Consider the following 22300-nt stretch of genomic DNA (forward strand, 5'->3'; position numbering starts at 1 on the left):
GCTGCCGCGGGGGCCGGCGCTGCCGCGGGGGCCGGAGCCGCCGCGGGGGCCGGGGCCGCCGCGGGGGTCGGAGCCGCCGCCGGGGCCTCTGCGGCCGGGGCGTCGCCCTTCCCCAGGTCGTGGACGTGGAACACCATCCGGGTACCCCCGACGGTGATCTCGTCCCCCTCCTTCAGGAGGGACTTGTTGATCCGCTCACCGTTGACCAGGGTCCCCACGGCCGAGCCCATGTCGATGATGGAGATCTCGCCCACGGCGTTGACCTCGATCACCGAGTGGATCCGGGAGACCTTCTCGTCGTCGAGGCGGAGGTGCGCCGAGGAGAGGCGCCCCACCTTGATGATGTCCCGGTGGAACTCCCGGGTCTCGGCGAGCGTGCTGCCCTGGTAGATTTCGAGAGATAGGTGCGCTGGCATCGTCTTGCCGCTCCCGCCGTGGGCTGTCGATTCCTTTGAGTTGGGCTTCCCTTACGTCTCTATCCGACCCCGGAGAGGGCCGCGAGTTCCCGCCTCGCGGCCTTTCGGGGGCCGGCCTCGCTAGAGCTCGCCCACCGACTGCAGGACCTTGTCCCGGAAATGCTCCCGGATCTTGATGAGGTTGGAGTGCCTCACCTTCTTCCGGGCCTCGACGTACTCCCCGTCGGGGCGGGTGAGATCGCCCGAGACCGTGTCCTCGTCGAAGCTGTATTCGGTCTTCTTCTTGTAGGAGACGTCCTGTGCCGCCGCGCCGGCCGGCCAGACCAGGAGGAGCCCACCCAGGATCAGGGCCGCCAGGCCCAGAAGCCCGAACTTCCTTCTCATTCCGCCCATCTGGCTCACTCCTTCACGCTGACGTTCCAGGGGCCCTGGCGCCGGCAGCCGCCGGCACGATCGGGCCATCGGGAAAAGTCTAGCACAGGCCGTGCCGGGGCGCCCAAACTGGCTCGTCGTCCAACCGCCTGGAATTCCGGGAGGTTCAACCCTCAGCGGGGGGATCCTCCGGCGGGGTGTCACCCTCGGCCGGGGCCTCCGGGGTCTCCTCCCCCGGGCTGCCCTCCGCGGCCTCAACCTCGGCGGGCGCCCCCTCGGCCGGCTCGCCGGCGGCCTCGCGAGCCGCGGCCTCCTCGGCGGCCTTTCGGGCAGCCTCTTCTTCCTGCCGCTTCATCTCCTCCTCCTGCCGCCGCATCTCCTCCTCCATGCGGGCGGCCTCGGCCTCCATGCGGGCGGCCTCCTCCTGGACCTTGATGGTCTCCTCGGCCTCCTGGATGAGCTTGCGGGCGAGGTGGTTCGGCGGCGCGTCCCGCTCGATGGCGAGGTACTTCTGAGCGTGCTCGATGGCCGGCTTCGGCTCCTGGCGGACCCGCTGGTAGACGACGGCCATCCCCAGGTGGGCATCGGCCATCCGCGGCGCGATCTGCAGGGCCTTCTCGTAGGAGGCCAGGGCCTCGTCGGGGTTGCCCTGGGCACGGCGGGCCACGCCCTGCAGCACCCAGGCGGCGGCGTTCTCGGGCTCGGCCTCGAGGATCGGTGCCAGGTGCTGCTGCACGGCAGCCCAGTCCTGGTGCGCCCGGGCCAGCTCCAGCAGCGCCAGATGAGCGTCCAGGCGCTGCGGATCCAGCTCCAGCACCTTGGCGAGGTGGCGCCGCGCCGAGGCCTCCTTCTTCTGGAGGAGGTCCGCCCAGGCCATCCCGAAGTGCAGGTCGGGATCGTCGGGGGTGAGCTTCATCGCCTTGAGGGCCAGCAGCCGGGCCATGTCGGGGTTCTCGCGATCGAGCTCGATCTTCATGAGCACCACGTAGGCCTGGGCGGTGTCGGACTCGCGCTCGAGGGCGGCGCGCGCCAGGGACTCGGCCCGGTCGTTGTCACCCCGGGTGCGGATCACCTCGGCCAGCCGCGCCCGGGCGGCCGCGTCCTCGGGATAGACCCGCAGGACCTGCTGGTAGATCTTGGCCGCCTGCTCGGGGTTGCCGCGCTTCTCCTGGATCACCGCCAGGTTCTGGGCGGACTGCCGCAGGGAGGGCTTCACCCGCAGGGCCTGGCGGTAGGCCTTCTCGGCCTCGTCGAGGCGGCCGAGGCGCTCGAGGATCACGCCGTGGTTGTGGTGGACCTCGCCGATGTCGGGCGCGTCGCGGACCACCCGGGACCACTTGCTGTCGAGGGCCTGGAGGTCCTCGACCTTGGCCTCGCGCTGCTCGGTGATGGCCCGGACCCCGTCCTCGAAGGCGCGCTTCTGATCGGCCTCGATCTTGGCCGGATCGACCGCGCCCTTGCCGGGGCGGGAGAGGTTGGTGGGATCGTCGCCCTTGGTCTGGGCGCCGGGGCAGGCGCCGAGCAGCAGGGCGAGGGGGAGGACGATGAGCTCGAGCTTCCTCATGGCAGCAGGTCCTCGTCTTCCTCGGGGTCGGAGTAGATCTCGTCGAGGCTCTTCTTGCCCCGGGGCTTCGGGGTGTCCTCCGGGCCGGCCCCGGCCACCTCCTCGGGAGCGCGGGCCGGCACCTCCTCGCCGGGAAGATCACCGGCGATGTCGGAGTCCGGCCGCTCGGCCTGCCCCTCCGGCTCGGGCGCGGGGATGGGCTGGATGGCCTCCACGTAGCCCTCCCCCGTCGCGTGGACGACCGGCTTCACGGTGACGGGGGGCGCCTTCTCGACGATCAGGGGCCACTGGTCCGGCCGCAGCTTGCGCAGCTGCTTGAGGGCCCGGCGAGAGCAGGCGTTGTAGATGTGCAGCTCGTGGCTCTTCTGCACCGCGGTGGAGAAGGCCTCGATCGCCTTGTCCTCGATGGGGAGCATCTCCTGGGCCAGGTTGTCCCGGAACTGCAGCTCCTGCCCCTCGTCCTGGAGGTAGGGCGGGGCCGGGGCCTTCTTGAGGACCTGCACGTAGTCGAGGTAGACGAGGCCGATCTTCTCGAGGGCGCAGAGCGCGGGCTCGCCCTGCTTGTACTTCACGATCTTGGTGTAGGCCTCGACCACCTTCTTGAGCTCGTCGGCCTTCGCCGAGGCCGACTTCTTGAAGGCCGCGTCGGACTTCGACACGCCGGCCTTGAGCGCCTCGGCGGTGTCCTTGATCCGCTTCTTCAGCCGGACGACGTCCCGCTCGGTGCGCAGCTTCGCGGCGAGCTTCTGGAGGTTCTCCTCGGCGATGAAGGCGAAGAGCTCCTTGGGGGTCTGCTTCTCGGTCCAGGGGTAGACCAGCTTGGCCTTGTCGTAGTCCTCCCGGACCCGCTTCAGGTCCATCAGCTCGACGGTGGCCACGGCCTCGAGGCCCGCCTTGACCTCGCTCTTCCGCTTCTTCAGGCCGGCGTAGTAGCGGCGGATCTCGTCGTACTTCTGGTCCGCCTTGGCCCGCAGCTTGGTGTTCTTGCTCTTCTCGTAGAGCCTCGCCATGCGCAGCCGCATGACCAGGTTCTCGTCGATGTCACCGGCCTTGTAGGTCTTCAGGTAGCCCTCGAGCTGGGCGTTGGCCGCGGGGATGTTCCCCTCGCGCTCGTGGAGGTCGGCGATGGTCAGGTAGAGGGCCTCGGCGTCCGTCGCCTTGGGCCACAGGGCGATGTAGGTCTCGCGGTCGGCGCGGGCCTTGGCGAACTGGCCGAGGCCCTCGCGCAGCACCGCCGCGTTGAAGAGGGCCTCCTGCGCCTTGCCCTCCTCGTACTTGGCGTCGCTCTTCGGCGCCGCGGGCTTCGCCTTGCCCTTTCCCTTGCCCTTGCCCTTGGCGCTGGCCGGGGGGCCCTCCTTCTGCTCCTTGTAGCGGTTGGCGTAGAGCTCGTAGAAGCGGGCGGCCTGGTCGAAGGCGGCGAAGGACTCGTAGCCCTTGGCCGTGGAGAAGATGGACTCGGGGACCAGCTTCGAGTCCGGGTACTCCTGGATGATCCGGGCCCGGAGGGCCAGCGCGCGGTCGAGGCGGTTGGCCTTGGCCCAGGAGACCGAGGCGTTGAAGAGGGCCCGGTCCGCCTTCTTGGACTTGGGGAACTCGGCCACGAAGCCCTCGTAGGACTTGGCCGCGACCGCGTGCTTGCCGTCCTTGCTCGAGCGCTCGACCATCGTGAGGGCGGAGTCCTCGATGATCTGCAGCAGATCGGTGCGGAACTTCCCCTTCGCCAGCTGATCGTTCTTGAGGAACTTGCGCGCCCAGCCGTTCACCTTCTCCGGATTGTCGAGGAGCACGTAGGAGTCGAGGACGAGGTTGGCCGCGTACTCGGCCATGTCGTTCTCGGGGTGCTCGAGCGCCACCCAGGCGAAGCGCTGCACGGCCTCGTCGAAGTGGTTGTAGCGGTAGTAGATGTTGGCGATCTTGTAGGTGATCTCGACGACCTTGTCGCCGCGGGGCACGTACTTGTGGTAGCGCTCGCAGGCCTCGAGGAGGGCCTGCTTCGGCGGCGGGATGTCGATCTTGGTGGTCGAGGGCACCGAGGGCCGCTGCTCGGTCTCCTCGAACTTCTTGGCCACGTCCTCGTAGGAGAGGATGGCGTTGAAGGTGGCGTCGATCATGAACTTGCCCGGCTTCTCGGGCTCGCCCTTCTCGTTCTTCCGCTTGCCCTCGATGCGATCGATGTCGATCAGCACCGTGCGCGTGTACTGCTCGGCCGCCTCCGGGAACTTCTCCAGGTAGTAGAGGAGCTCCGCGAAGTAGAAGCGCATCTTGTATTCGTGCTTCGTCGACGGGAAGAGGTTCAGGTAGTCGGCGTAGAGCTCGTGGGCGAGGAAGTAGACGTCCTCGTCGCGGGTCTTCTTCGCCTCGGAGTGCCAGGTGACCGCCAGCGTCCGGATGGTCCGCTCGGCGAACTCCATGGCGTCCGCCATCTTCTCCTTCTCCTTGTCCGTCTTGATGACCTTCGCCTCCTCGACCTCGCGGAAGAGGCGGGTCAGCAGGCGGGCCTGCTTCACCGTGTAGCGCTTGTTGCCGATGCGCTGGGCGGCGTCGACGATGCGGGCCTGGTAGCCGGGGGAGTCGGGGTGGAGGGGCTGCTCCTTGATGAGGAGGCGGTAGACGTAGATGGCCTCCTTGTCCTTGCCGGTGTCGTAGTAGAGGTTCGCCAGCGAGCGGATCATCTTGTCGGCGTTGTCTCCGCCGATCGCGTCGAAGTCGGTCTTGGCCTCCTTCGGGTTGCCCACCTGGGAGTAGGCCAGGACGTAGTCGCGGCGCGCCTCGCGCACCAGGGCGATCTTGTTCTCACCCGTGACCGAGGCCGCGATGTCGCTGTAGTAGATGACCGCCTTGAAGAGGTCGAGCGCCTTCGCGTAGTCGCCGAGGTTGTAGTAGCACCACCCCTGCTTGTACATCGCGAAGCCGTAGACCTTCGACTCGGTGAAGGCGCTGGCGCTCTCGTAGGCCTTGAGGGCTTTCCGGATCTCGCCCTTGTTGAAGTAGTACTCGCCGAAGGCCAGGAAGGCGTCGGGGACGTACTCCGACTGCTTGAAGCGCTGGACCAGGGCCTTGTAGGCCTTCAGGGCCGCCTGCTGCTCCCCCTGCTCCCAGAGGTTCGAGCCCAGGGAGTAGAGCACCTCGTCGAGGCGCGGATAGTCGCGGTAGCCCTGTACGATCTCCCGGTAGCGCTGCACTGCCTGGCGCCGGTAGTAGTTCGACTGGTCGTTGAGCTCGAGCTGCTCGGCCTTGAGCTGGGCGATCTTCTGCTGGTCACCGCCGGCGGCGATGATCTCGTCGTCCTTCTGGTTCGAGAGGAAGAAGTAGTACTGGGCCTCCTCCCAGTAGAGCTCGGCCAGGCGGAAGAGGAGGTCGGCGATGTCCGAGCCGCCCTGCCCCAGCTCGACGATCTTGGAGAGGGTCTCGATCTGCTCGCGGCGCTTCTCCGCCAGCTGCAGCTCGACGCCTCGCTTGAACTGCTCGAACTTCAGGGTCGGCGCGGCCTCCCAGTTCTCGTCCGACTTCTGGCGCTTCAGCTCCTCCTTGAGGGAGTCGTCCAGCCCGGCGTCCTTCTTCTGGCCGAGCTTCGCCTCCTTCTTGGGCGAAGGCCGCTTGGGCTGCGCCGGCGCGAGCGCCGGCGTCAGGAGGAGAAGACAAGAGAAGAGGAGGAGGGCCCGCTTCAGCGGACCCCGCGTGCTTCCGTACTTGCTCATGGCTCTCAGTCCCCAGCCGCCGTGACCGCGAGGCGGTCCTTGCAACCCTTGGTGAGGGTGTACTCGAAGGTCCCCAGCTCGTCCCGCCAGTACTCACCCTCGTAGGGCCAGTAGAGGGTCTCGTCGGAGACGGCCACCGAGTATCCGTAGTCCTTGACGACGTCGAGCTTGCCTCCCGCGGCGAGCTGCGCCTCGAGGTACTCCTTCTCCTTGGTCGTCGTCTCGAAGCGGATGCGCAGCCCCTGGCCGATGAGGCCGCGGAGCGCCTCACCCTCGGCGTAGAGCTTGGCGCCCGCCATCATGCCGGCCTTCTGGATGAGGTCGTAGCGCTCCTCCTTCAGGCTGATGAGGAGCTCCTTGGAGATCGCCGAGAACTTGAAGACGTCCTTGCCCGTCTCGATGCGCTCGATCTCCCGCTCGACCTCGCGGATCGAGTCGTTCATCGCCTCGAACTCCTTGTCGGTCAGCGCAGCCTTGAGGATCCGCGCCATGACCTCGTCGGTCTCCTTGCCCGCCTCGATGCCCTTCTGGGTGTCGGCGAGGAGGTCGTAGTACTGCTCGGGGGTCCGGTTCGAGGTGGTGAGCTTCTGCAGCTCGGCCTGCACCGGCCCGTAGACCCGCTCGAACTCGTCGACGATGGCCTTGGCCTCGGGGTAGCGGCAGTTCTCGTAGTAGATGACCGCCTTGAGGATCAGCGACTCGGGGAAGTACTCCTCCTCGAAGAAGGGGGAGTGGAGGGTGACCATGTTGCCCAGCGCCTTCTCGTAGTCGCCGAGGCGGAAGTAGCCCCACGAGGACTCGAAGAGGCTCTCGAGCCACTGGTCGGAGTCGCGGCGGATCTTGCCGAAGTAGAAGGCCGCGTAGCGGTTCTGCTTGTGCTCGTAGTGCAGGCGGGCCAGCTGCATGAAGGCCAGGTCGCGCAGGTCGTCGTTGCTGTACTTCCCCTTGCGGGGGTTGGTCATCCGGACGACTTCCTTGAACTCCTCGACCGAGGCCTGGGGATCGCCCGCCTGGTACTTGGCGAGGCCGGTGAGGAAGCGGGCCTTCGGGTAGAACTTGGTGTTCTGCGAGATCTGGGAGAGGAAGGTGTTGACCTCGTCGAAGGAGGCGGACGCCTCCCCCTCCTGCCCGGCCTCCTGCAGGGCGCGCGCCCGGGCGAAGTAGTACTTCGCCAGCAGGTAGAGGAACTCGTCCTTGTACTTCTCCGGGAACTCCTGGTCGGCGTAGGCGGCGATCTGCTCGAGCACCACCGACTCGTTCACGGTCTTGCGGCTGATGAAGAAGAGCCACTCCAGGCCGACCTGGAAGTACTTGTGGCCCTCGCCCGCCGCCAGGATCCGCGAGAAGCGCGCGAGCGACGAGTGGTAGAGCTCCTTCTTGTAGAGGCTCTTCGCCAGCAGGTACTCGGCCTGCTGGTGGAAGGCGGCCATCTTCGGGTCCTGGAGCATGTTGTAGAAGGCCACGGCCGCGGCGTCGTGGTTCTCCTTCTCGGCGAGGCGCATCGCGGCGTCCATCGCGCGGCGGCTCTCCGGGGTCTCCTCGAGCACCAGCTCGTCGAAGGCGAGGCCCGAGCCCTCGTCGGACTTCACCTCGGCGTCGCCGACGCCGATGTCGATGGAGAAGCCGTCACCCCCGGCGCTGGAGCTCCCGGTGTCGCCGCTCTCGCCGGAGTCGCCGGTGAGATCGATGCCGAAGTCGCTCCCGCTCGCGCCGCTCTCGCCCGTGAGGTCGAAGCCGCCGCCGGTGTCCCCGGAGTCGCCGGAGAGGTCGAAGCCCCCCCCGCTCTCCTCGGGCTCCGCCTTCTTCTTTTTCTTCTTCTTTCCCTTCTTCTTCTTCTTCGGCTCGGGCTTGGACTCGCCCCCCTCGGAGAGATCGAAGCCGTCGAAGCTCATCTGGGCGGCCGCCGCTCCGGGCGCGGTGACGCCGAGGAGCGAGAGGCCGAAGACGAGGGCCGTGCCTACGCGTAGCAGCCTCATCAGTTCGCGCTCCGGTAGGAGAAGGTGGTGGGGAAGAAGAACGAGGCGCTGGCGGTGAAGGCCAGCTGGCCGCGCAGGCGGCGCCCCTCGTTCACGTCCTTCTGGGTGTAGAGCAGGTCGGAGAACTCGAGGCGCAGGGCGAACCACTCGTTGAAGAAGATCCGCTGCCCGACGCTCAGGGGGACGGCCAGGCCCAGGGCGGCCTCGGGGGCGGCGCTGGCGCTCTGGAAGCCCACCACGCCGGCGCCGACGCTGCCGAAGATGTCGAAGTGAATGACCCACTCGGCGATGATGTTCAGCTTGCCATAGAGCGGGGAGACCTCGCCCGAGAGGGCGGCGACCAGGGTGAGGTTGCCCGGCAGGGTGTCGAGGGCGTCGTCGCCGGGGCCGCTGCAGGAGTCGGGGGTCGGGCAGACCTGGACGGCGCCCGAGTCCGTGGCGAGGAAGTTGTAGGAGACCCGCGCCGAGAGGCCGAAGTACTCCTGGAGGTGCCAGGCGTAGTAGAGCCCGCCGCCGAGCTTCCGGCGGAAGGGATCCGCCAGGGAGAGCGAGACGAGCGGTGAGAGCTCGTGCCGTCCGGCCTTCAGGAAGAGGGGTCCGGAGACCGCGGGGATACGATCCTGCAGCTCGTCACCCCGCTTGCCCTTGCGCACCGACTGGGCGCTGGCCGGGGAGGCGGACAGGAGGAGAAGGCCGACGAGGGCCGCCAACAAGGAGGTGCGGCGCATCACTGGCTGTAGCTGAAGTCCATGGGGAAGAAGATCGACGCTCCGAGGGAGAGGGTCAGGACGTTGGAGATGCCCGAGACCCGCCCGGCCTTCAGATCGAAGACCTCTGGATAGAGGCGGTCCTCGACCTTGAAGAAGAGCGCCAGGAAGCGGTTGACCAGGTAGCGCTGGCCCACGCCGAAGGTGGTCATCACCTGGAGGGGAGGGGTGTCGTCGAGGGCCGCCGCCGAGGTGCGCACCACGCCGAAGCCCGCCGAGAAGAAGAGATCGAAGTGGATGATCTGCTTCCCGAGGAAGGCGACCTTCCCGTAGACCGGCGACCACTGGAAGCCGCCGGCGGCCAGGAAGCGCAGCCGCGAGTCGAGGAGGGTGCTGACGGTGGCCTGCTTGGCCAGGCGCACGTTCTCGGTCTCGATGGTGGAGAGGCTGTAGACGTCGGCGAAGATGCCGAGGTTGTCCGCGGGCCAGAAGGTGGCCGCCACCCCGCCCCCGATCTTCTGGAAGAAGGGATCGTTCACCGAGAGGGAGAGGGCCGGGGCGATCTCGAAGCGGCCGGCCTTGAGGATCAGCTTCTTCTGCACCGCCTTGACCCGGTCGCCGACCGTGAAGACCCGATCGCCCGGGGCCGTGGGCAGGCGCTTGTCCTCCGCGGCCTTGGCCCGGGCATCCTTAGTAGAGGCCCGCGCGGCCGGGGCGGCGGCGTCGGGCTCGGAGGGCGCGGCGGCGGGCGCTGGCCCGGGATCCGGATCGCCGCCGTCGTCGCTGAGGTCGAAGGCCGGCGGCTCGTCGAGGAGGTCGTCGTCCGCCCGGGCAGCCCCGCTCCAGAGGAACGCGGCGGCCGCAAGAAGCGCCATGCTGGAGGCTCGCATCACCTTGATCTCTCTTCGAAAGTTCCGGACGCCCATCATCCCCCACATCCCGGCAAGGGACGCACTCGAGTGGTTCGTTGGCTGGATCTGGGGAAAACGCCCAGTGAGTGCTGGAGCATACACCACGGCTCCTGAGGCGAGCAATTGAACCCACCCTCCTTCCGGAGGCACCGCCTTGTTCGCCCTCGCCGCGGCGTGCTATGCCGCTTCTTGATGACTCCTCGCCTCTCCCTCCTGGTGCTGCCGCTCCTCCTCGTGGTCTCGGCCGGCTGCGGCAAGACCGACCTGGGCACGCCCTGCACCCTGGTCCAGCCCACCGTGGGCGGCGAGCCCGAGCCCTTCGACCCGCCCTCCGAGGCCAACGACTACCTCTCCACCGGGCAGGCGGGCTGCGAGGACTTCACCTGCATCGACACCGCGGGTGACGGCGAGGACGGCTACTGCTCCCGGCGCTGCGCCGAGGACGCCCAGTGCAAGGGCGGGGTCGACAAGACCCTGATCTGCCGGGAGCTGGTCCTCGACGAGGCCTTCCTCACCGAGCTGCGGCAGCGCCTCGGCGACGAGGAGTTCTTCCGGGTCTTCGGCGACATCCAGAACGCTCGCTACTGCGCCCGCCCCTAGGGCGGCGCGGCCCCGCCTCTGGAAGCCCCTGAAATCAGGGGGCGGATTCCGTCCCGGGCGCGCCCCTCGGTCGAATGACCGACCGCGCCTTGCCCGATGGATCCTTCGCGCGCCAAGATCGTAGGAACAAAGGAAAGGCTTCATCTGTCCCTTCCTTTGCAGGTGACGCGCCGTCACGTGTCGGAGGTCCCAAATGCTTCGCACCCTCTCGAGCTTCCTGGTCGCCGCCGCGCTCTCCCTCGCGGCCCTGATCCTCGGCCCCATCCTCGACAAGCTGCCGCCGCCTCCCGACCCGCCCCCGGTCCCGGACGTCGTCCCCTTGCCCCCGCCCGTGCCCACCAGCGCCTACCCCTCCAGGGCCAGCGCCGACGGCGTGCTCTCCCTGAGCGGCGCGCTCTCCGGCAGCCACGTCCTGGTCGGCGCTGACGGCAGCCTGACCCTGGTGGCCGACGTGCACGCCAGCAAGCTCGCGGCCGGCGCCGCGCCCCCCCTCGACCTGGCCCTGGTCATCGACCGCTCGGGCTCCATGGCCGGCCCCAAGCTGAAGGCCGCCAAGGACGCGGCCCGCAGCCTGATCGATCGGGCCCGCCCCGACGACCGGGTCACCCTGATCGCCTACGGCTCCACCGTCACGATGCTGGCCCGCGGGGTCCCGGGCACCCGCTCGGGCAAGGCCGAGCTGCTGGCCGCGGTGGACCGGATCGAGGACTTCGGCGGCACCTTCATCTCCGGCGCCCTCGAGGCCGCGGGCAGGGCCCTGCAGAGCGGCCACCCCGGCCGGGTCAAGCGGCTGATCCTCCTCTCGGACGGTGAGGCCAACGAGGGCGTCACCTCCCGCCGCGGCCTGACCCGCCTGGCCGAGCGCCTCTCGGGCCAGGGCATCACCATCTCCAGCGTGGGCTTCGGCGTCGACTTCGACGAGGACACCATGCTGGCCCTGGCCGACGCCTCCGGCGGCCGCTACGCCTACGTGCGCGGCCCCGCCGATCTCTCCGGGGTCCTGGGCCAGGAGCTCCTCGACGCCGGCCAGACCGTCGCCCGCGAGATCCTCCTGCGGCTGCGCCCCCGGGACGGCACCACCCTCGAGACCCTCTACGGCTATCCCAGCACCCGGCAGGACGGTGAGGTCTGGGTCCGCCTGCGCGACCTCGAGAGCGAGGGCCACGCCCGGGTGGTCGCCACCCTGCGCGCGCCCACCGGGATCCCCGGCGGCGTGCCGGTGGTCGAGCTGACCCTGCAGTACCAGATCGCCGATCCGGCCACCGCCGCCCGCTACGCCGGGGGCATGGCCACCACCGCCTTCACCCTCGGCCACACCGTGGTCGATGACGCCGAGCTCGTCGAGCGGGGCCGCGACCGCGAGGTCCTGGCCGCCGGGGCCCGCGCCTACGCCGCCGAGGCCCTCGACCAGGCCGCCCGCGCCTACGCCGAGGGCCGCCAGCGCGAGGCCCAGCGCGTCCTGCGGACCCGCCTCGAGGAGGTCATGCTGCAGAACCGGGCCACCATCGGCTCGGCCGACCTCTCCCGGGAGTTCGAGGCCCTGGAGGCGGAGGCCGACTTCGACGCCGCCCCGGCCGGCAGCGACCGGGGACGGGACATGGTGAAGTCCATGAAGGCTCGCGCCGTGAGGATGGCCCGATGACCAGCTCCGCCCTGACCAAGCAGGCGCCCCGCCCCACCCTGCCGGTGGCCTTCCAGGACCACGGCCGCTTCCACCGCACCGTCAGCCGCAGCGTGGCGGCCGGCGCGGTGGCCGGCGGCGTCAGCGCCCTGGTCGGGGCCATCGCCGGACCCATCTCGCTCTTCGCCCCGGTGGCGATCGGGGTGGCCATCGCGGCCACGGTTGACGCCTGGTGGCCCATCCTCATCGCCGCCGCCGCCGGGGGCGGGCTGGCGGGGATCGCCGCGACCTCCCTGGGCACGGCGCCCTCCACCTTCGCCGCCCTCTGCGTGGGCCTGGGGCTGGGCGCGCTGGCCGGGCGCAAGAAGATCCCTCGCGGGCCGGCCAAGGCCTGGCTCCTCTCGGCCCTGGGCTGCGGCCTGACCACCGCCCTGGGCGCCTTCACCATCACCCGGCTGATGGCGCACGGCTTCTTCGAGTCGGTGCTGCCCACGCCCCTGGCCCTGGTGGGCTACGGCGCGGCGATGGGCCTCTTCACCCTGCTGGGGACCGCCGCCGCTCACCTCACCACTGCCCGGGACCCCGTCGAGCGGGCCTTCGCCAAGGCCCGGCCTCAGCTACAGGGGGAGCTGCTGCAGCTGGCCGAGCGCAGCGTGACCACCTACCAGTCCTGCCGCGACGCCCTGCGCGCCCGGGGCGCCCAGAAGTCCCAGGTGGTCCGGCTCGAGAGCCAGCTGGCCGGGATGGCCACCCGCTCCATCGAGCTGGCGGTGCAGGTCTCGGACGTGGACGGCGCCCTCGGGGGCCGCTCGGACCTCGACCTCGCCGACGAGCTCGAGCGCCTGGCGGGCAAGGCCGAGAGCACCACCGACGAGGTCGCCCGCCGCCAGTACCTCCTGGCCCGGCGCAACCTCGAGGCCCAGGCCGATCAGCTCCACCGGATCCGCACCGGCCGCGACCGGGTGGTCGCCTCCCTCCACGGGCAGGTGGCGCTCCTCGAGCGCACCCGGGTCTCCCTGGTGGGCCTGCGCTCCTCCGACTCCAGCCGCCTGGCCACCGAGCTGGGCACCCTCTCCGAGGTCCTGGCGGACTCGGCCCGGGAGATGGAGGCCGAGAGCGAGGCGGTGCTGGAGGTGGGGACGCTGCCGGGGATGCTCGAGGACTGAGCTGCGAGCTTCGAGCTGCGAGCTTCGAGCTGCGAGCTGCGAGCTACGAGCTGCGAGCGCCCCGGGATCAGTCGGTGACCGAGACGCCCTCGGGTAGGGTTCGAGTCCGGACGGTGGCGCCCGCGTCGATGCCGTTGGCGCGGGCCCAGCCCCCCGGCACCTCGAGCACCCAGCGGCTCGGCCGATCCACGTAGCGCGAGGTGGTGGTCAGGGGCTCGGCCTCGTGGACCACGCCGACCACCTTCCCCTCCGAGTCGATGAAGATCATGTCCAGGGGGATCAGGGTGTTCTTCATCCAGAAGCGCTGGATCTTCGGCTGCTCGAAGATGAAGAGCATCCCGTGCCCACCCTCGAGGGACTCGCGGAACATCATCCCGCGGGCGCGGTCCGCGTCGTTCAGGCAGAGCTCGACCTTCACCGGGATCGGCTCGCGCCCCACGGGCGTCACCGTGATCACCCCCGGGGGAAGCGCCCGAGGTCCCGCATCGGGCGGCCCCGCGTCGGCGCGCCGAGCCCCCGGGCACGCGGCCAACGTCGCCAGCAGCAGCGGGACCAGGAAGATCGAGCGGCGGATCATCGAGCGCAGGCTATCAGCTCGAAGCTCACAGCTCATAGCTCACAGCCGGCCCGACGCCTCCGGCGTCAGTCCTTGTGCATCAGCTTCGAGAAGAGGTGGTCGCCCAGCGACTCCCGCATCATCCGCTCGACGAGCGCCTCGAAGTCCCGGCGCTGGGAGTCGTCGTCGTAGATGAACTTGATGCCCATCCCGGGATCCGGCTCCTCGGGGTGGTGGGTGTCCCCCTCGCGCTTGATCCACATCACGCGCCCGCGCAGCTCGACCGGCTCGCGCACGTCGGGGATCACCAGCTTGAAGATGAACTCGGTCCCCTGCTTGAGCGGCTTCTCCGTCTTGATGAAGGTGCCGCCCTTGGAGATGTTCTTCGTGTAGTCGGCGAAGAAGGTGTTCATCTTCTTGTAGTCGACCCGAAGCTCGATGGGGACCCGGGGGGTCTTGCGGTTGTCCTGCGACATCGCGTTCGATGCTAGGAGTGGCCCAGAGGGCTGTCAACAAAGCTTCATGGAGACCTGGGAACATCTGCAGCACCGCCTGCGCTCGCTCCTGCGGCGGCGGGCCTACTGGGTCCTCGTCGCCCTCACCCTCCTCGCCTGCCTCGGCCTCTGGGCCGAGCGCCTCGTGGGAGTGCTGGGCTTCCCCAACGCCCTGGCCCTGAACGTCCTCTTCGGCCCCGCCGCCCTGATCCTCGGGGTGATGGCCGGCCGGATGGAGCGGGTGATCGCCGGCCCGGAGCAGCCCCGCTGGCTGGCCCTCTACCTCCTGCCGGCGAAGAACCCCCGGCGCGCCGTCCTCGGCGCCTGGGGGGCCGCCCTCGGCGGCGCGCTGCTCCTCCTCGCCGGTGGCCTCGGCGTCGCCCTCCTCGGCGGGCTGGTCCTGGGCAGCTGCGAGATCCTGCGCGGCCTCGCCTTCTACCCGGTGCTGGTGCTCCCCTCCCTGGCCCTCGGGACGATCAGCGGCGTGGCCCTCACCCTCCTCGACGGCCGGCGGCGCATCCTCTGGCCGGCGATGGTGGCGGTGCTCGGCGCCTCCCTCGCCTTCTCGGCCTGGCCGGTGGTGCTCGGCCCCCAGGCCTTCGTCTTCAACCATTTCCTCGGCCACGTCCCCGGGCCGATCTACGACGAGCGCATCGCCCTGACCGGCGCCCTCCTGGCGTACCGCGGCCTGACCCTCCTTTGGACCGGCGTCGTGGCGGCCCTGGCGATGGGCCTCTGTGACGCGCCCCGCTTCGCCCTGCGCCGCTGGCAACCCGACCGCCGGGTCCACGTCCTCCTGCTCGCCTGCGCCCTGGGCGCCCTCACCCTCTACGGGCTGCGCCACCGCGTCGGCTTCACCCAGAGCTTCGCCAGCCTGCAGCGGGAGCTCGGCGGCACCCTCGAGGTCCCCGGGCTGGTCATCCACTACCCGGCCGAGCGGGACCCGGCCTGGGTCGAGCGCCTGCGCGCGGACCACGTCCACGACCGGAAGGTCCTCCTCGAGTGGCTGGCGATCGATCCCTCCACGGCGCCGGTGATCCACAGCTACGTCTTCCGCAGCACCGAGGAGAAGGCGCGGCTCACCGGCGCCGGCGGCACCAGCATCGCCAAGCCCTGGCAGAGCGCCGTCTTCCTCGACGACCGCGGCTACCCTCACCCGGTGCTGCGCCACGAGCTGGCCCACGCCCTCACCGCGGGCTGGAGCCGCTCCCTCTTCGGCGTCCCCGGCGGGCTGCTGCCCAACGCCGGCCTGGTCGAGGGGGTGGCGGTGGCGGCGACCCACCGCGCCCAGGACCTGACCCTCCACCAGTGGGCGCGGGCGATGCGGGAGATCGGGGTGGCGCCCGACATCCGCGGCCTCTTCTCCACCTACGGCTTCTGGCGGGAGTCGGGCAGCCGCGCCTACACCCTGGCCGGCTCCTTCATCCGCTGGCTGGCCGAGGCCGAGGGCATCGACGCCGTGCGCCGCGCCTACGCCGCCGGCGACCTGGCGGTGCTCGGCGATCCCGAGCCCCTCTTCGCCGCCTGGGAGGCCTCGCTCGACCTGCTGCCCCTGCCCGAGCGGGCCCTGCGCCTGGCCGAGGACCGCTTCCGGCGGCCGGGCATCCTCCGGCGGCCCTGCGCCTTCGACGTGCAGGCCCTCCGGCGAGAGGGGGAGGACGCGCTGCGGGCCGGAGACGGCGACGCCGCCCGGCGCGCCTTCGAGCGCTGCGCGAAGCTCGAGCCCGACGATCCGGCGCACCTCGAGGCCCTGCTGCAGGTCGCGCTGCAGCACCCCCTGGAGACCGACGAGGCGAGCGAGCCCGAGCGCGCCGGCGAGCTCCTCGAGCGCCTCCTCGCCCACCCGAAGACCGGCCCGCAGCTGAAGACCCGGGTGCAGGGCCGCCAGGGAGACGAGGCCTGGCGGGCCGGCGACCTCGCGGCGGCCGACGAGGCCTACGCCGAGGCCCTGGAGACGGCGGCGCGGGACGACGAGCGCCGCCTCCTCTCGATCAAGCGCTGGGCGATGGTCCACCCCGGGCACGCGCCGGTCCTCTTCGGGCTCTTCCTGAGCGAGCGCGCCCGGGACCTCCTCCCCCTCACCCTCCACGAGCACCTCGCGACGATCTCCGAGGACGAGCCCGAGGCTCGCGCCCTCTTCGCCTACCTGCTCGGCCGGCAGATCTTCAACCGCCGGGAGTTCGGCCGGGCGCTGCGCTGGTTCGAGGAGGCGCGCGACCTCGGCCTGCCCCCCCTCAAGGGCTTCGCGCTGGAGAACCTCCGCCTCATCGCCCAGGCCCGGGACGAGCTCTCCTGGTCCGACCCCGGACAGGCCCGGGCGGCCGCGGACGCCTGGCAGGCCGTGCTCGACCACCCCGGCGCCCCCGAGGTCGATCGCCTCGAGGCCGCCGATCGCCGGGACCGCCTCCTCTCGCGCGTCCCCTAGAGCTCGTCGGCGAAGACGACGCCGTCGAAGCGCTCGGCCTCGAAGGGGAGCGTGAGCACGCCCTCCCGGGGCCGCGGCTCGCGGACGATCCGGGGACGGAGGGGGAAGCGGGTCGGGTAGTAGTTCCACTCCGAGACCAGGGTGGCGCCGCGCAGGTAGGGATCCTCGATCGCCTGCAGGGCCTCCCGGGTCGCCGCGGTCTTGCAGGCCTCGATGGCCTCGCTCACCGCGGCGGCGTCGAAGAGGGTGGGCTGGAAGTCGAAGGGCTCGTCCTGGCCCGCCGGCACCGGCAGGTCGCCGCCGCGCCAGAGGCTGGCCTCCCCGTCGTGGGGGAAGGGATCGACGGGCTCGGCGTCGTGCCAGACGTTGAAGTGGACGTGGGGCACGCCGAAGAGGAGGGTCACCAGGGCGTCGAGGCCGCTGTAGCCCGAGAGCGCGATGGCCTGACCCCGCTCGAGGCGGGCGCCCTCCTCCACCAGGGGCCGCGCGAGGTGGGCGTAGCAGGTGAAGAGCCCGCCGCCGTGATCGAGGATCAGCTTGAAGCCGCCGCGGTTGTACTCGACGTAGCGGCGCACCACCCGGGCCGGAGCCGCCGCGGTCACCACCGTGCCCACCGGGATGGCGAAGTCGGTGCCGTTGTGGCTGTCGTAGGAGAGGGTGCCGCCGCGGAAGTCACGCACCCGCGTCTTCTTCACCGACCAGCCCTCCTCGATGGGGCTCTGCTCGTGGTTGAAGAGGTTGGTGAGGATCACCTTGCGCTCGACGACCTGCCGCCCGAACCAGAGCGGCGGCGCGATCTTCGGGTGGAGCTGACGCAAGGAGGAGAGGCCGAAGCGGCTCGGCGGCACCGAGTCGGCGCCCCGCAGGGCGATCCACGCCTCCTTGAGGCGCGGCAGCGGCTCTCCCAGTCCCAGGGCTTCGCGGAAGGACACCGGCATCGCTCCTTCTTGCCACAGCTCGTCAGAAGAAGCGCGGGGAAGCGTCCCTGGAGCCGTGGGCGGGGCTCGGATATCCTGGTGCCTGGTGGGGCGGGGGCGGCGATGATCATTCCCTATGAGCTGGAGGACTCGAGGATCTCCCGGATCCCGTGGACCTCCATCGGCCTGGTGGCCACCATCCTGATCGGCTTCTTCGTGGCGAGCCCCGGCGCGAGCGACGACGCCGAGGTCGACGAGCGGGCCCTCGCCCTCGTCGAGCACGTGGCGGCCCACCCCGATCTCGAGATGCCCGAGGCCTGCCGGGAGCTGCTGCCGAACGCCGAGCGGCTGCGCGACCCCGACTCTCCGCTGGCGCACCTGCTGCGCGAGGGGACGAGCGCGGCCACGGACGCCGATCGGCAGCGAGGCGAGGTGCTCTGCGGCGATCTGCTCGCGACCCTGCGGGGCGGCTGGCGGAGCTGGGCCCTGGTGCCGGCCCGCGGCCTCCTCCAGCCGGGATGGCTCACCAGCCTCTTCCTCCACGCCGGCTGGCTCCACTTGCTGGGCAACCTCTTCTTCTTCGTGATGCTGGTCGGCCCCTTCCTGGAGGACGTCTGGGGCTGGAAGTACTTCCTGGCCTTCTACCTCCTCGGCGGGCTCTTCGCCGGCCTGGCCCAGGCGGTCATGAGCTGGGGCTCCGAGATCCCGATCCTCGGGGCCTCGGGCGCCATCGCCGCCTGCATGGGCGCCTTCTCCCTGCGCTTCGCCAGCCGGCGGGTGAAGTTCTTCTACTGGCTCCACCTCCGCTGGTACGGCACCTTCCTGCTCCCGGCCTGGGTCTACGGGATCTTCTGGATCGGCTCCGAGATCCTGAACCTCGTCACCTACGGTGACGGCGCGGGCGTCGCCTTCATGGCGCACATCGGGGGCTTCGGCTTCGGCTTCGGGACGGCCGTGGCCCTCAAGGTCTTCCGGCTCGAGGAGCGCTTCATCCAGCCCTCCCTCGATGCGGCCGACGGACTCTGGAAGCAGCACCCGGGGGTCGCGGCGGGCTACGCGGCCCTGGCCGAGGGGAGGCGAGAGGAGGCCCGCGCCGCCTTCGAGTCGGTGGTCGCCGCGGACGCGACGAACCAGGACGCCCACCTCGCGCTGGCCCGGATGGACTTCGACGAGGGCGACGACGCCCGGGGCACCCGCCGGCTCGACGGCGTCTTCTCCCGCTGGCTGGCCCAGCAGCAGGAAGAGAACATCCGCGCGGTGATCGACGAGCTGCACGCCCACATCGACGCGAGCGCGCTGCGGCCGGCCCTGGCGTACCGCCTCGCCCGGATGGAGGCCAAGGCGGAGCGCTACACGGCGGCCTTCGCCTTCCTCATCGCGGTGGGGCGCTCGGCGGCCCCCAACGCGATCGCGGCCCGCCTCGAGGCGGCCGAGCTCGCCGCCGGTCCGATCCACGACCTGCACCTCGCCCGCGAGATGGCCAGAGAGCTCCTCGCCGAGCCCCTCGAGCCGGCCCTGCAGGATCGGGTGCAGGCCATCCTCCAGGCCACCGGCGGCGCCGGGAGCACCTCCACCGATTCGCTGGTCGGGGCCGCGGCCCCGGCCGCCGCGCTCGCCCCCCGGGCGGCCGCCTCCCCTCCCCCACCGGCGCCGGACCTGCGCGCCCGCGCCACCCTCTGCCGGGTGGCCGCCCGCACCCCGCAGGGGCCGCGGATGATCCTGCGCGACGGCCGCGAGGGCCTGGTGGCCTGGTCGAAGATCGTTGGCGTGGTGGTGGGGCACGTGGACGCCGGCCCCGACTCGGCGGGAGAGCCCCTCCCCCAGGCCATCATCGATCTGGTCGCCAGCTGGGGTGGCCCGGGGCAGCCGCCCACGGTGGTCCGCCTCTGCGACCCCCAGCTCTCCTTCGGCCAGCTCTTCGATCCGCCCCTGGACGAGCCGCAGGCCGTGGCCGCCTTCCTGCGGGAGGTGCTGGAGCAGAGCGGCGCGCGGGCCTGGCCCTCCCCGGAGTCGGTCCTGCGGGGCCCCTGGCCCATGTATCCGGACACGGAGGCCCTGGAGGCCGCCGCCTATCCGGCCGCGCGCTGAAGTCCGCCTTCGACCTGCAGCGGGGCGCCCGGGGGACTACGGTTCCGCGAACTCGCAACCGAGCCCCCCTGGAGGCGCACCATGATCCATCAGCTCGTCCACGAACCCCACAAGATCAAGACCATCCGCCCCGTCGCCTTCCCGACGCTGCAGGAGCGCAAGAAGCTCCTGGCGGAGGCCCACTTCAACGTCTTCAACCTCACGCCCTCCCAGGTCGGCTTCGACATGTGTTCGCTGGGCACCAGCGCCATGACCCAGGAGCAGCTCTCCGGCCAGCTCGTCGGCGACGAGGCCTACGCCGGCGCCCGGAACTTCGAGCGCCTCGAGAAGGCGGTCCGCGAGGTCCTCGGCCACAGCTACGTCTGCCCCACCCACAACGTGCAGGGCTGCGTGAAGCTGGTCACGGCGACCCTGGTGCCCCCGGGCTCCCTCCTGCCCTCCAACGCCCGCACCCGCCTCGATCTGCTCACGCCCCGCGGCGTCGAGATGCCCGACGTGAGGGACCGCGCGGCCGAGGTCTTCACGGGCAACGTCGATCTGGCGAAGCTCGAGGCCCTCCTCGAGGGCGGCAAGGTCTCGGTGGTCGGCCTGCAGGCCTTCGCCGACGGCCAGCACCCCTTCAGCATGGCGAACCTGCGGGCGGTGCGCTCCCTGGCCGAGCGCCACGGCAAGCGCCTGATCCTCGACGGCTCCCGCGTCATCGAGAACGCCTGGTTCATCCAGCAGCACGAGCAGGGGATGGGCTCCCGCAGCATCGCCACCCTGGTGCGGGAGATCGCCAAGTTCGCCCACGTCTTCCAGCTCGACGGCGCCCAGGATCCCAAGTGCCCCACCGGCGGCCTGCTGGCCACCGACAACCCGCAGGACCACGAGGCCTTCATGAACTGGGTCGTGGTCTACGAGGGCCTGCACACCTACGGCGGCATGGCCGGCCGCACCATGGAGGTCTTCGCCCGCGGCCTCGAGGAGATGTGCCTCGAGGAGGAGGTGCAGTGGGTGATGCAGCAGACCGAGCGCTTCACCCGCCGCCTCAAGGACGGCGGCGTCCCCCTCGAGCGGGGCTGTGACGGCGCCTACATCCTGGCGGACTCGTTCTTCCCCCACCTGAAGAGCCACCAGCAGGACGCCTTCTCGGCCGCCCTGTATCTCATGTCCGGCGTGCGGGCCCTCGCGCACGGCGTGGTGGGGCGGGACGGCCTCGTGCCCGTCCAGATCCCGCGGCTGGCGATGACGACCCGGCAGCTGGATCAGGTCGCCGACGCCATCATCAGCCTCCACGCCCAGGGCGAGAAGGTCGTGCCCCTGGAGGTCGTGAAGGAGGGCACCTGGCGCGATCAGATGAAGTACCGCTGGGTCTACCCCGACCTCGAGACCTTCACCTTCGAGACCTACCCCTTCGTGATCCACACCATCGAGCGGATCGCCTCCCTCGGTCCGGCGGAGCGCCGCAAGGCCATCCAGGAGGCCGGCTACAACACCTTCCTCCTACGCTCGGCCGACGTCACCATCGACCTGCTCACCGACTCGGGCACCTCGGCGATGAGCACCGACCAGTGGGCGGCCTTCGACGCGGCCCGCGCCACGCCGACGACCTCCGACGAGTACCACCGCCTGGTGAAGGTGCTGCGGGAGGCCACCGGCTACGAGCACATCATCCCGACCCACCAGGGCCGGGCCGCCGAGCAGATCCTCTCCGAGATCATGATCCAGCCCGGCCAGCTCGTGCCCGGGAACATGTACTTCACGACCACCAAGCTCCACCAGGAGATGGTGGGCGGCGTCTTCGCCGACGTGATCGTCGACGAGGCGCACGATCCGGGCGGCGACTTCCCCTGGAAGGGCAACATCGACCTCGACAAGCTGAAGGCCCTGGTCGACGAGCACGGCCCGGAGAAGATCGCCTACATCTCCTTCGAGCACTCGGTGAACATGGCCGGCGGCCAGCCCGTCTCGATGGACAACATGCGGGAGGTCTACGCCTACTGCAGCAGCCTGAAGATCCCGATCTTCTTCGACGCCACCCGGATGGCCGAGAACGCCTACATGATCCAGCAGCGGGATCCGGCCTACGCCGACACCAAGATCCGCGACATCCTTCGCGAGATGCTCCTCTACGGGGACGGCTGCACCGTCTCGGGCAAGAAGGACTTCCTGATCAACATCGGCGGGCTGCTGGCCTTCAAGGACAACGCGGTCTGGGCCGAGAAGGCCGAGGAGTTGCTGCGCCTCTACGAGGGCAACGTCACCGACGGCGGCCTGGCCGCCGGCGACCTCGCGGCCATCGCGGTGGGCGTCGACGAGATGCTCGACGATCGCTACATCAGCGCCCGGGTCGAGCAGACCGCCGCCCTCGGCCAGATGCTGATGGACGCCGGGGTGCCCATCGTCACGCCCCCGGGCAGCCACGCCATCTTCCTCGACGTGAAGGCCTTCCTCCCCCACGTCGACCAGGACGAGTACCCGGCCCAGCGGCTGGCCGCCGAGATCTACGTCGAGACCGGCGTGCGGCCGATGGAGCGGGGCAACGTCTCCAAGGGCCGCGACCCGAAGACCGGCGAGAACTACCGGCCGGCCCTCGAGCTGGTCCGGCTGACCATCCCCCGGCGGGTCTACACCCGTGACCACATGCGGGCGGTCGCCGACGGCATCATCCGGCTCTACCAGCGCCGCGACGAGATCAAGGGCCTGCGCTTCGTCTACGAGCCCGAGAAGCTCCGCTTCTTCCAGGGCCGCTTCGAGCCCATCGAGGCCTGAGCCTCCTCGCGGGCGAGGCAAGAACTGTTCGGGAA

Annotated in this window: 16 protein-coding genes and 1 pseudogene; 7 read left to right on the forward strand and 10 right to left on the reverse strand. The window is 70.4% G+C overall.

What is annotated here, in order from left to right:
- From P1V51_20200 to P1V51_20230, 7 genes are all read right to left on the reverse strand, one after another.
- Positions 1-416, reverse strand: a 416-nt coding sequence (locus tag P1V51_20200; protein MDF1565371.1) for an FHA domain-containing protein, incomplete at its 3' end; no start/stop codon positions are given.
- A 120-nt stretch (positions 417-536) separates the two neighbouring features.
- The gene (cglF, locus tag P1V51_20205; GenBank protein ID MDF1565372.1) at positions 537-800 is read right to left on the reverse strand and encodes an adventurous gliding motility protein CglF; all 264 of its coding nucleotides are present in this window, start codon (positions 798-800) and stop codon (positions 537-539) included.
- Between the two features lie 154 nt (positions 801-954).
- A complete protein-coding gene (gene gltE, locus P1V51_20210) occupies positions 955-2352 on the reverse strand; it encodes an adventurous gliding motility TPR repeat lipoprotein GltE (GenBank protein ID MDF1565373.1) in 1398 nt (465 codons plus the stop codon).
- Entirely contained in the window at positions 2349-6050 is a 3702-nt protein-coding gene (locus tag P1V51_20215) for a tetratricopeptide repeat protein (protein MDF1565374.1), read from the reverse strand. The genes gltE and P1V51_20215 overlap by 4 nt, the downstream gene beginning before the upstream one ends.
- Positions 6051-6055: 5 nt before the next feature.
- Positions 6056-8026 carry an adventurous gliding motility protein GltC gene (gene gltC / locus P1V51_20220; GenBank protein MDF1565375.1) on the reverse strand — a complete coding sequence of 657 codons (1971 nt, stop codon included), beginning with the start codon at positions 8024-8026 and terminating at the stop codon, positions 6056-6058.
- Positions 8026-8754, reverse strand: coding sequence for an outer membrane beta-barrel domain-containing protein (locus P1V51_20225; protein MDF1565376.1), 729 nt, complete (start codon positions 8752-8754; stop codon positions 8026-8028). Before P1V51_20225 ends, gltC begins: the two co-directional genes overlap by 1 nt.
- Positions 8754-9623: an outer membrane beta-barrel domain-containing protein gene (locus P1V51_20230; GenBank protein ID MDF1565377.1), complete on the reverse strand. Its 870-nt coding sequence runs from the start codon at positions 9621-9623 to the stop codon at positions 8754-8756. The genes P1V51_20225 and P1V51_20230 overlap by 1 nt, the downstream gene beginning before the upstream one ends.
- 213 nt (positions 9624-9836) lie before the next feature.
- On the opposite strand from P1V51_20230, the gene cglC reads away from it, so the two are divergent.
- The 3 genes from cglC (at position 9837) to P1V51_20245 (ending at position 13031) form a co-directional block, all read left to right on the forward strand.
- The gene (gene cglC, locus P1V51_20235) at positions 9837-10244 is read left to right on the forward strand and encodes an adventurous gliding motility lipoprotein CglC (GenBank protein ID MDF1565378.1); all 408 of its coding nucleotides are present in this window, start codon (positions 9837-9839) and stop codon (positions 10242-10244) included.
- 193 nt (positions 10245-10437) lie between these two features.
- Complete coding sequence (locus P1V51_20240) at positions 10438-11886, forward strand: VWA domain-containing protein (protein ID MDF1565379.1); 1449 nt, start codon at positions 10438-10440, stop codon at positions 11884-11886.
- Complete coding sequence (locus P1V51_20245) at positions 11883-13031, forward strand: hypothetical protein (GenBank protein ID MDF1565380.1); 1149 nt, start codon at positions 11883-11885, stop codon at positions 13029-13031. The genes P1V51_20240 and P1V51_20245 overlap by 4 nt, the downstream gene beginning before the upstream one ends.
- 67 nt (positions 13032-13098) lie before the next feature.
- Here P1V51_20245 and P1V51_20250 read toward each other — a convergent pair whose 3' ends face one another.
- Both P1V51_20250 and P1V51_20255 read right to left on the reverse strand, forming a co-directional pair.
- Entirely contained in the window at positions 13099-13608 is a 510-nt protein-coding gene (locus P1V51_20250) for a DUF192 domain-containing protein (protein MDF1565381.1), read from the reverse strand.
- Between the two features lie 65 nt (positions 13609-13673).
- Positions 13674-14063, reverse strand: coding sequence for a TIGR02266 family protein (locus P1V51_20255; GenBank protein MDF1565382.1), 390 nt, complete (start codon positions 14061-14063; stop codon positions 13674-13676).
- Between the two features lie 46 nt (positions 14064-14109).
- On the opposite strand from P1V51_20255, the gene P1V51_20260 reads away from it, so the two are divergent.
- Positions 14110-16506 carry a hypothetical protein gene (locus P1V51_20260; protein MDF1565383.1) on the forward strand — a complete coding sequence of 799 codons (2397 nt, stop codon included), beginning with the start codon at positions 14110-14112 and terminating at the stop codon, positions 16504-16506.
- Here the strand turns inward: P1V51_20260 and P1V51_20265 are convergent.
- A complete protein-coding gene (locus tag P1V51_20265; protein ID MDF1565384.1) occupies positions 16503-17438 on the reverse strand; it encodes a M23 family metallopeptidase in 936 nt (311 codons plus the stop codon). The genes P1V51_20260 and P1V51_20265 overlap by 4 nt on opposite strands.
- Positions 17439-17546: 108 nt before the next feature.
- Between P1V51_20265 and P1V51_20270 the strand changes: the two genes are divergently transcribed.
- From P1V51_20270 to P1V51_20280, 3 genes and pseudogenes are all read left to right on the forward strand, one after another.
- Positions 17547-19511 carry a rhomboid family intramembrane serine protease gene (locus tag P1V51_20270; GenBank protein MDF1565385.1) on the forward strand — a complete coding sequence of 655 codons (1965 nt, stop codon included), beginning with the start codon at positions 17547-17549 and terminating at the stop codon, positions 19509-19511.
- 225 nt (positions 19512-19736) lie between these two features.
- Positions 19737-20678: pseudogene (locus tag P1V51_20275) on the forward strand (beta-eliminating lyase-related protein).
- A gap of 171 nt (positions 20679-20849) precedes the next feature.
- Entirely contained in the window at positions 20850-22265 is a 1416-nt protein-coding gene (locus tag P1V51_20280; GenBank protein ID MDF1565386.1) for a tryptophanase, read from the forward strand.
- Positions 22266-22300: the final 35 nt, after the last annotated feature.

The sequence above is a fragment of the Deltaproteobacteria bacterium genome, assembly GCA_029210625.1.
Taxonomy (GTDB): Bacteria; Myxococcota; Myxococcia; order SLRQ01; family SLRQ01; genus JARGFU01.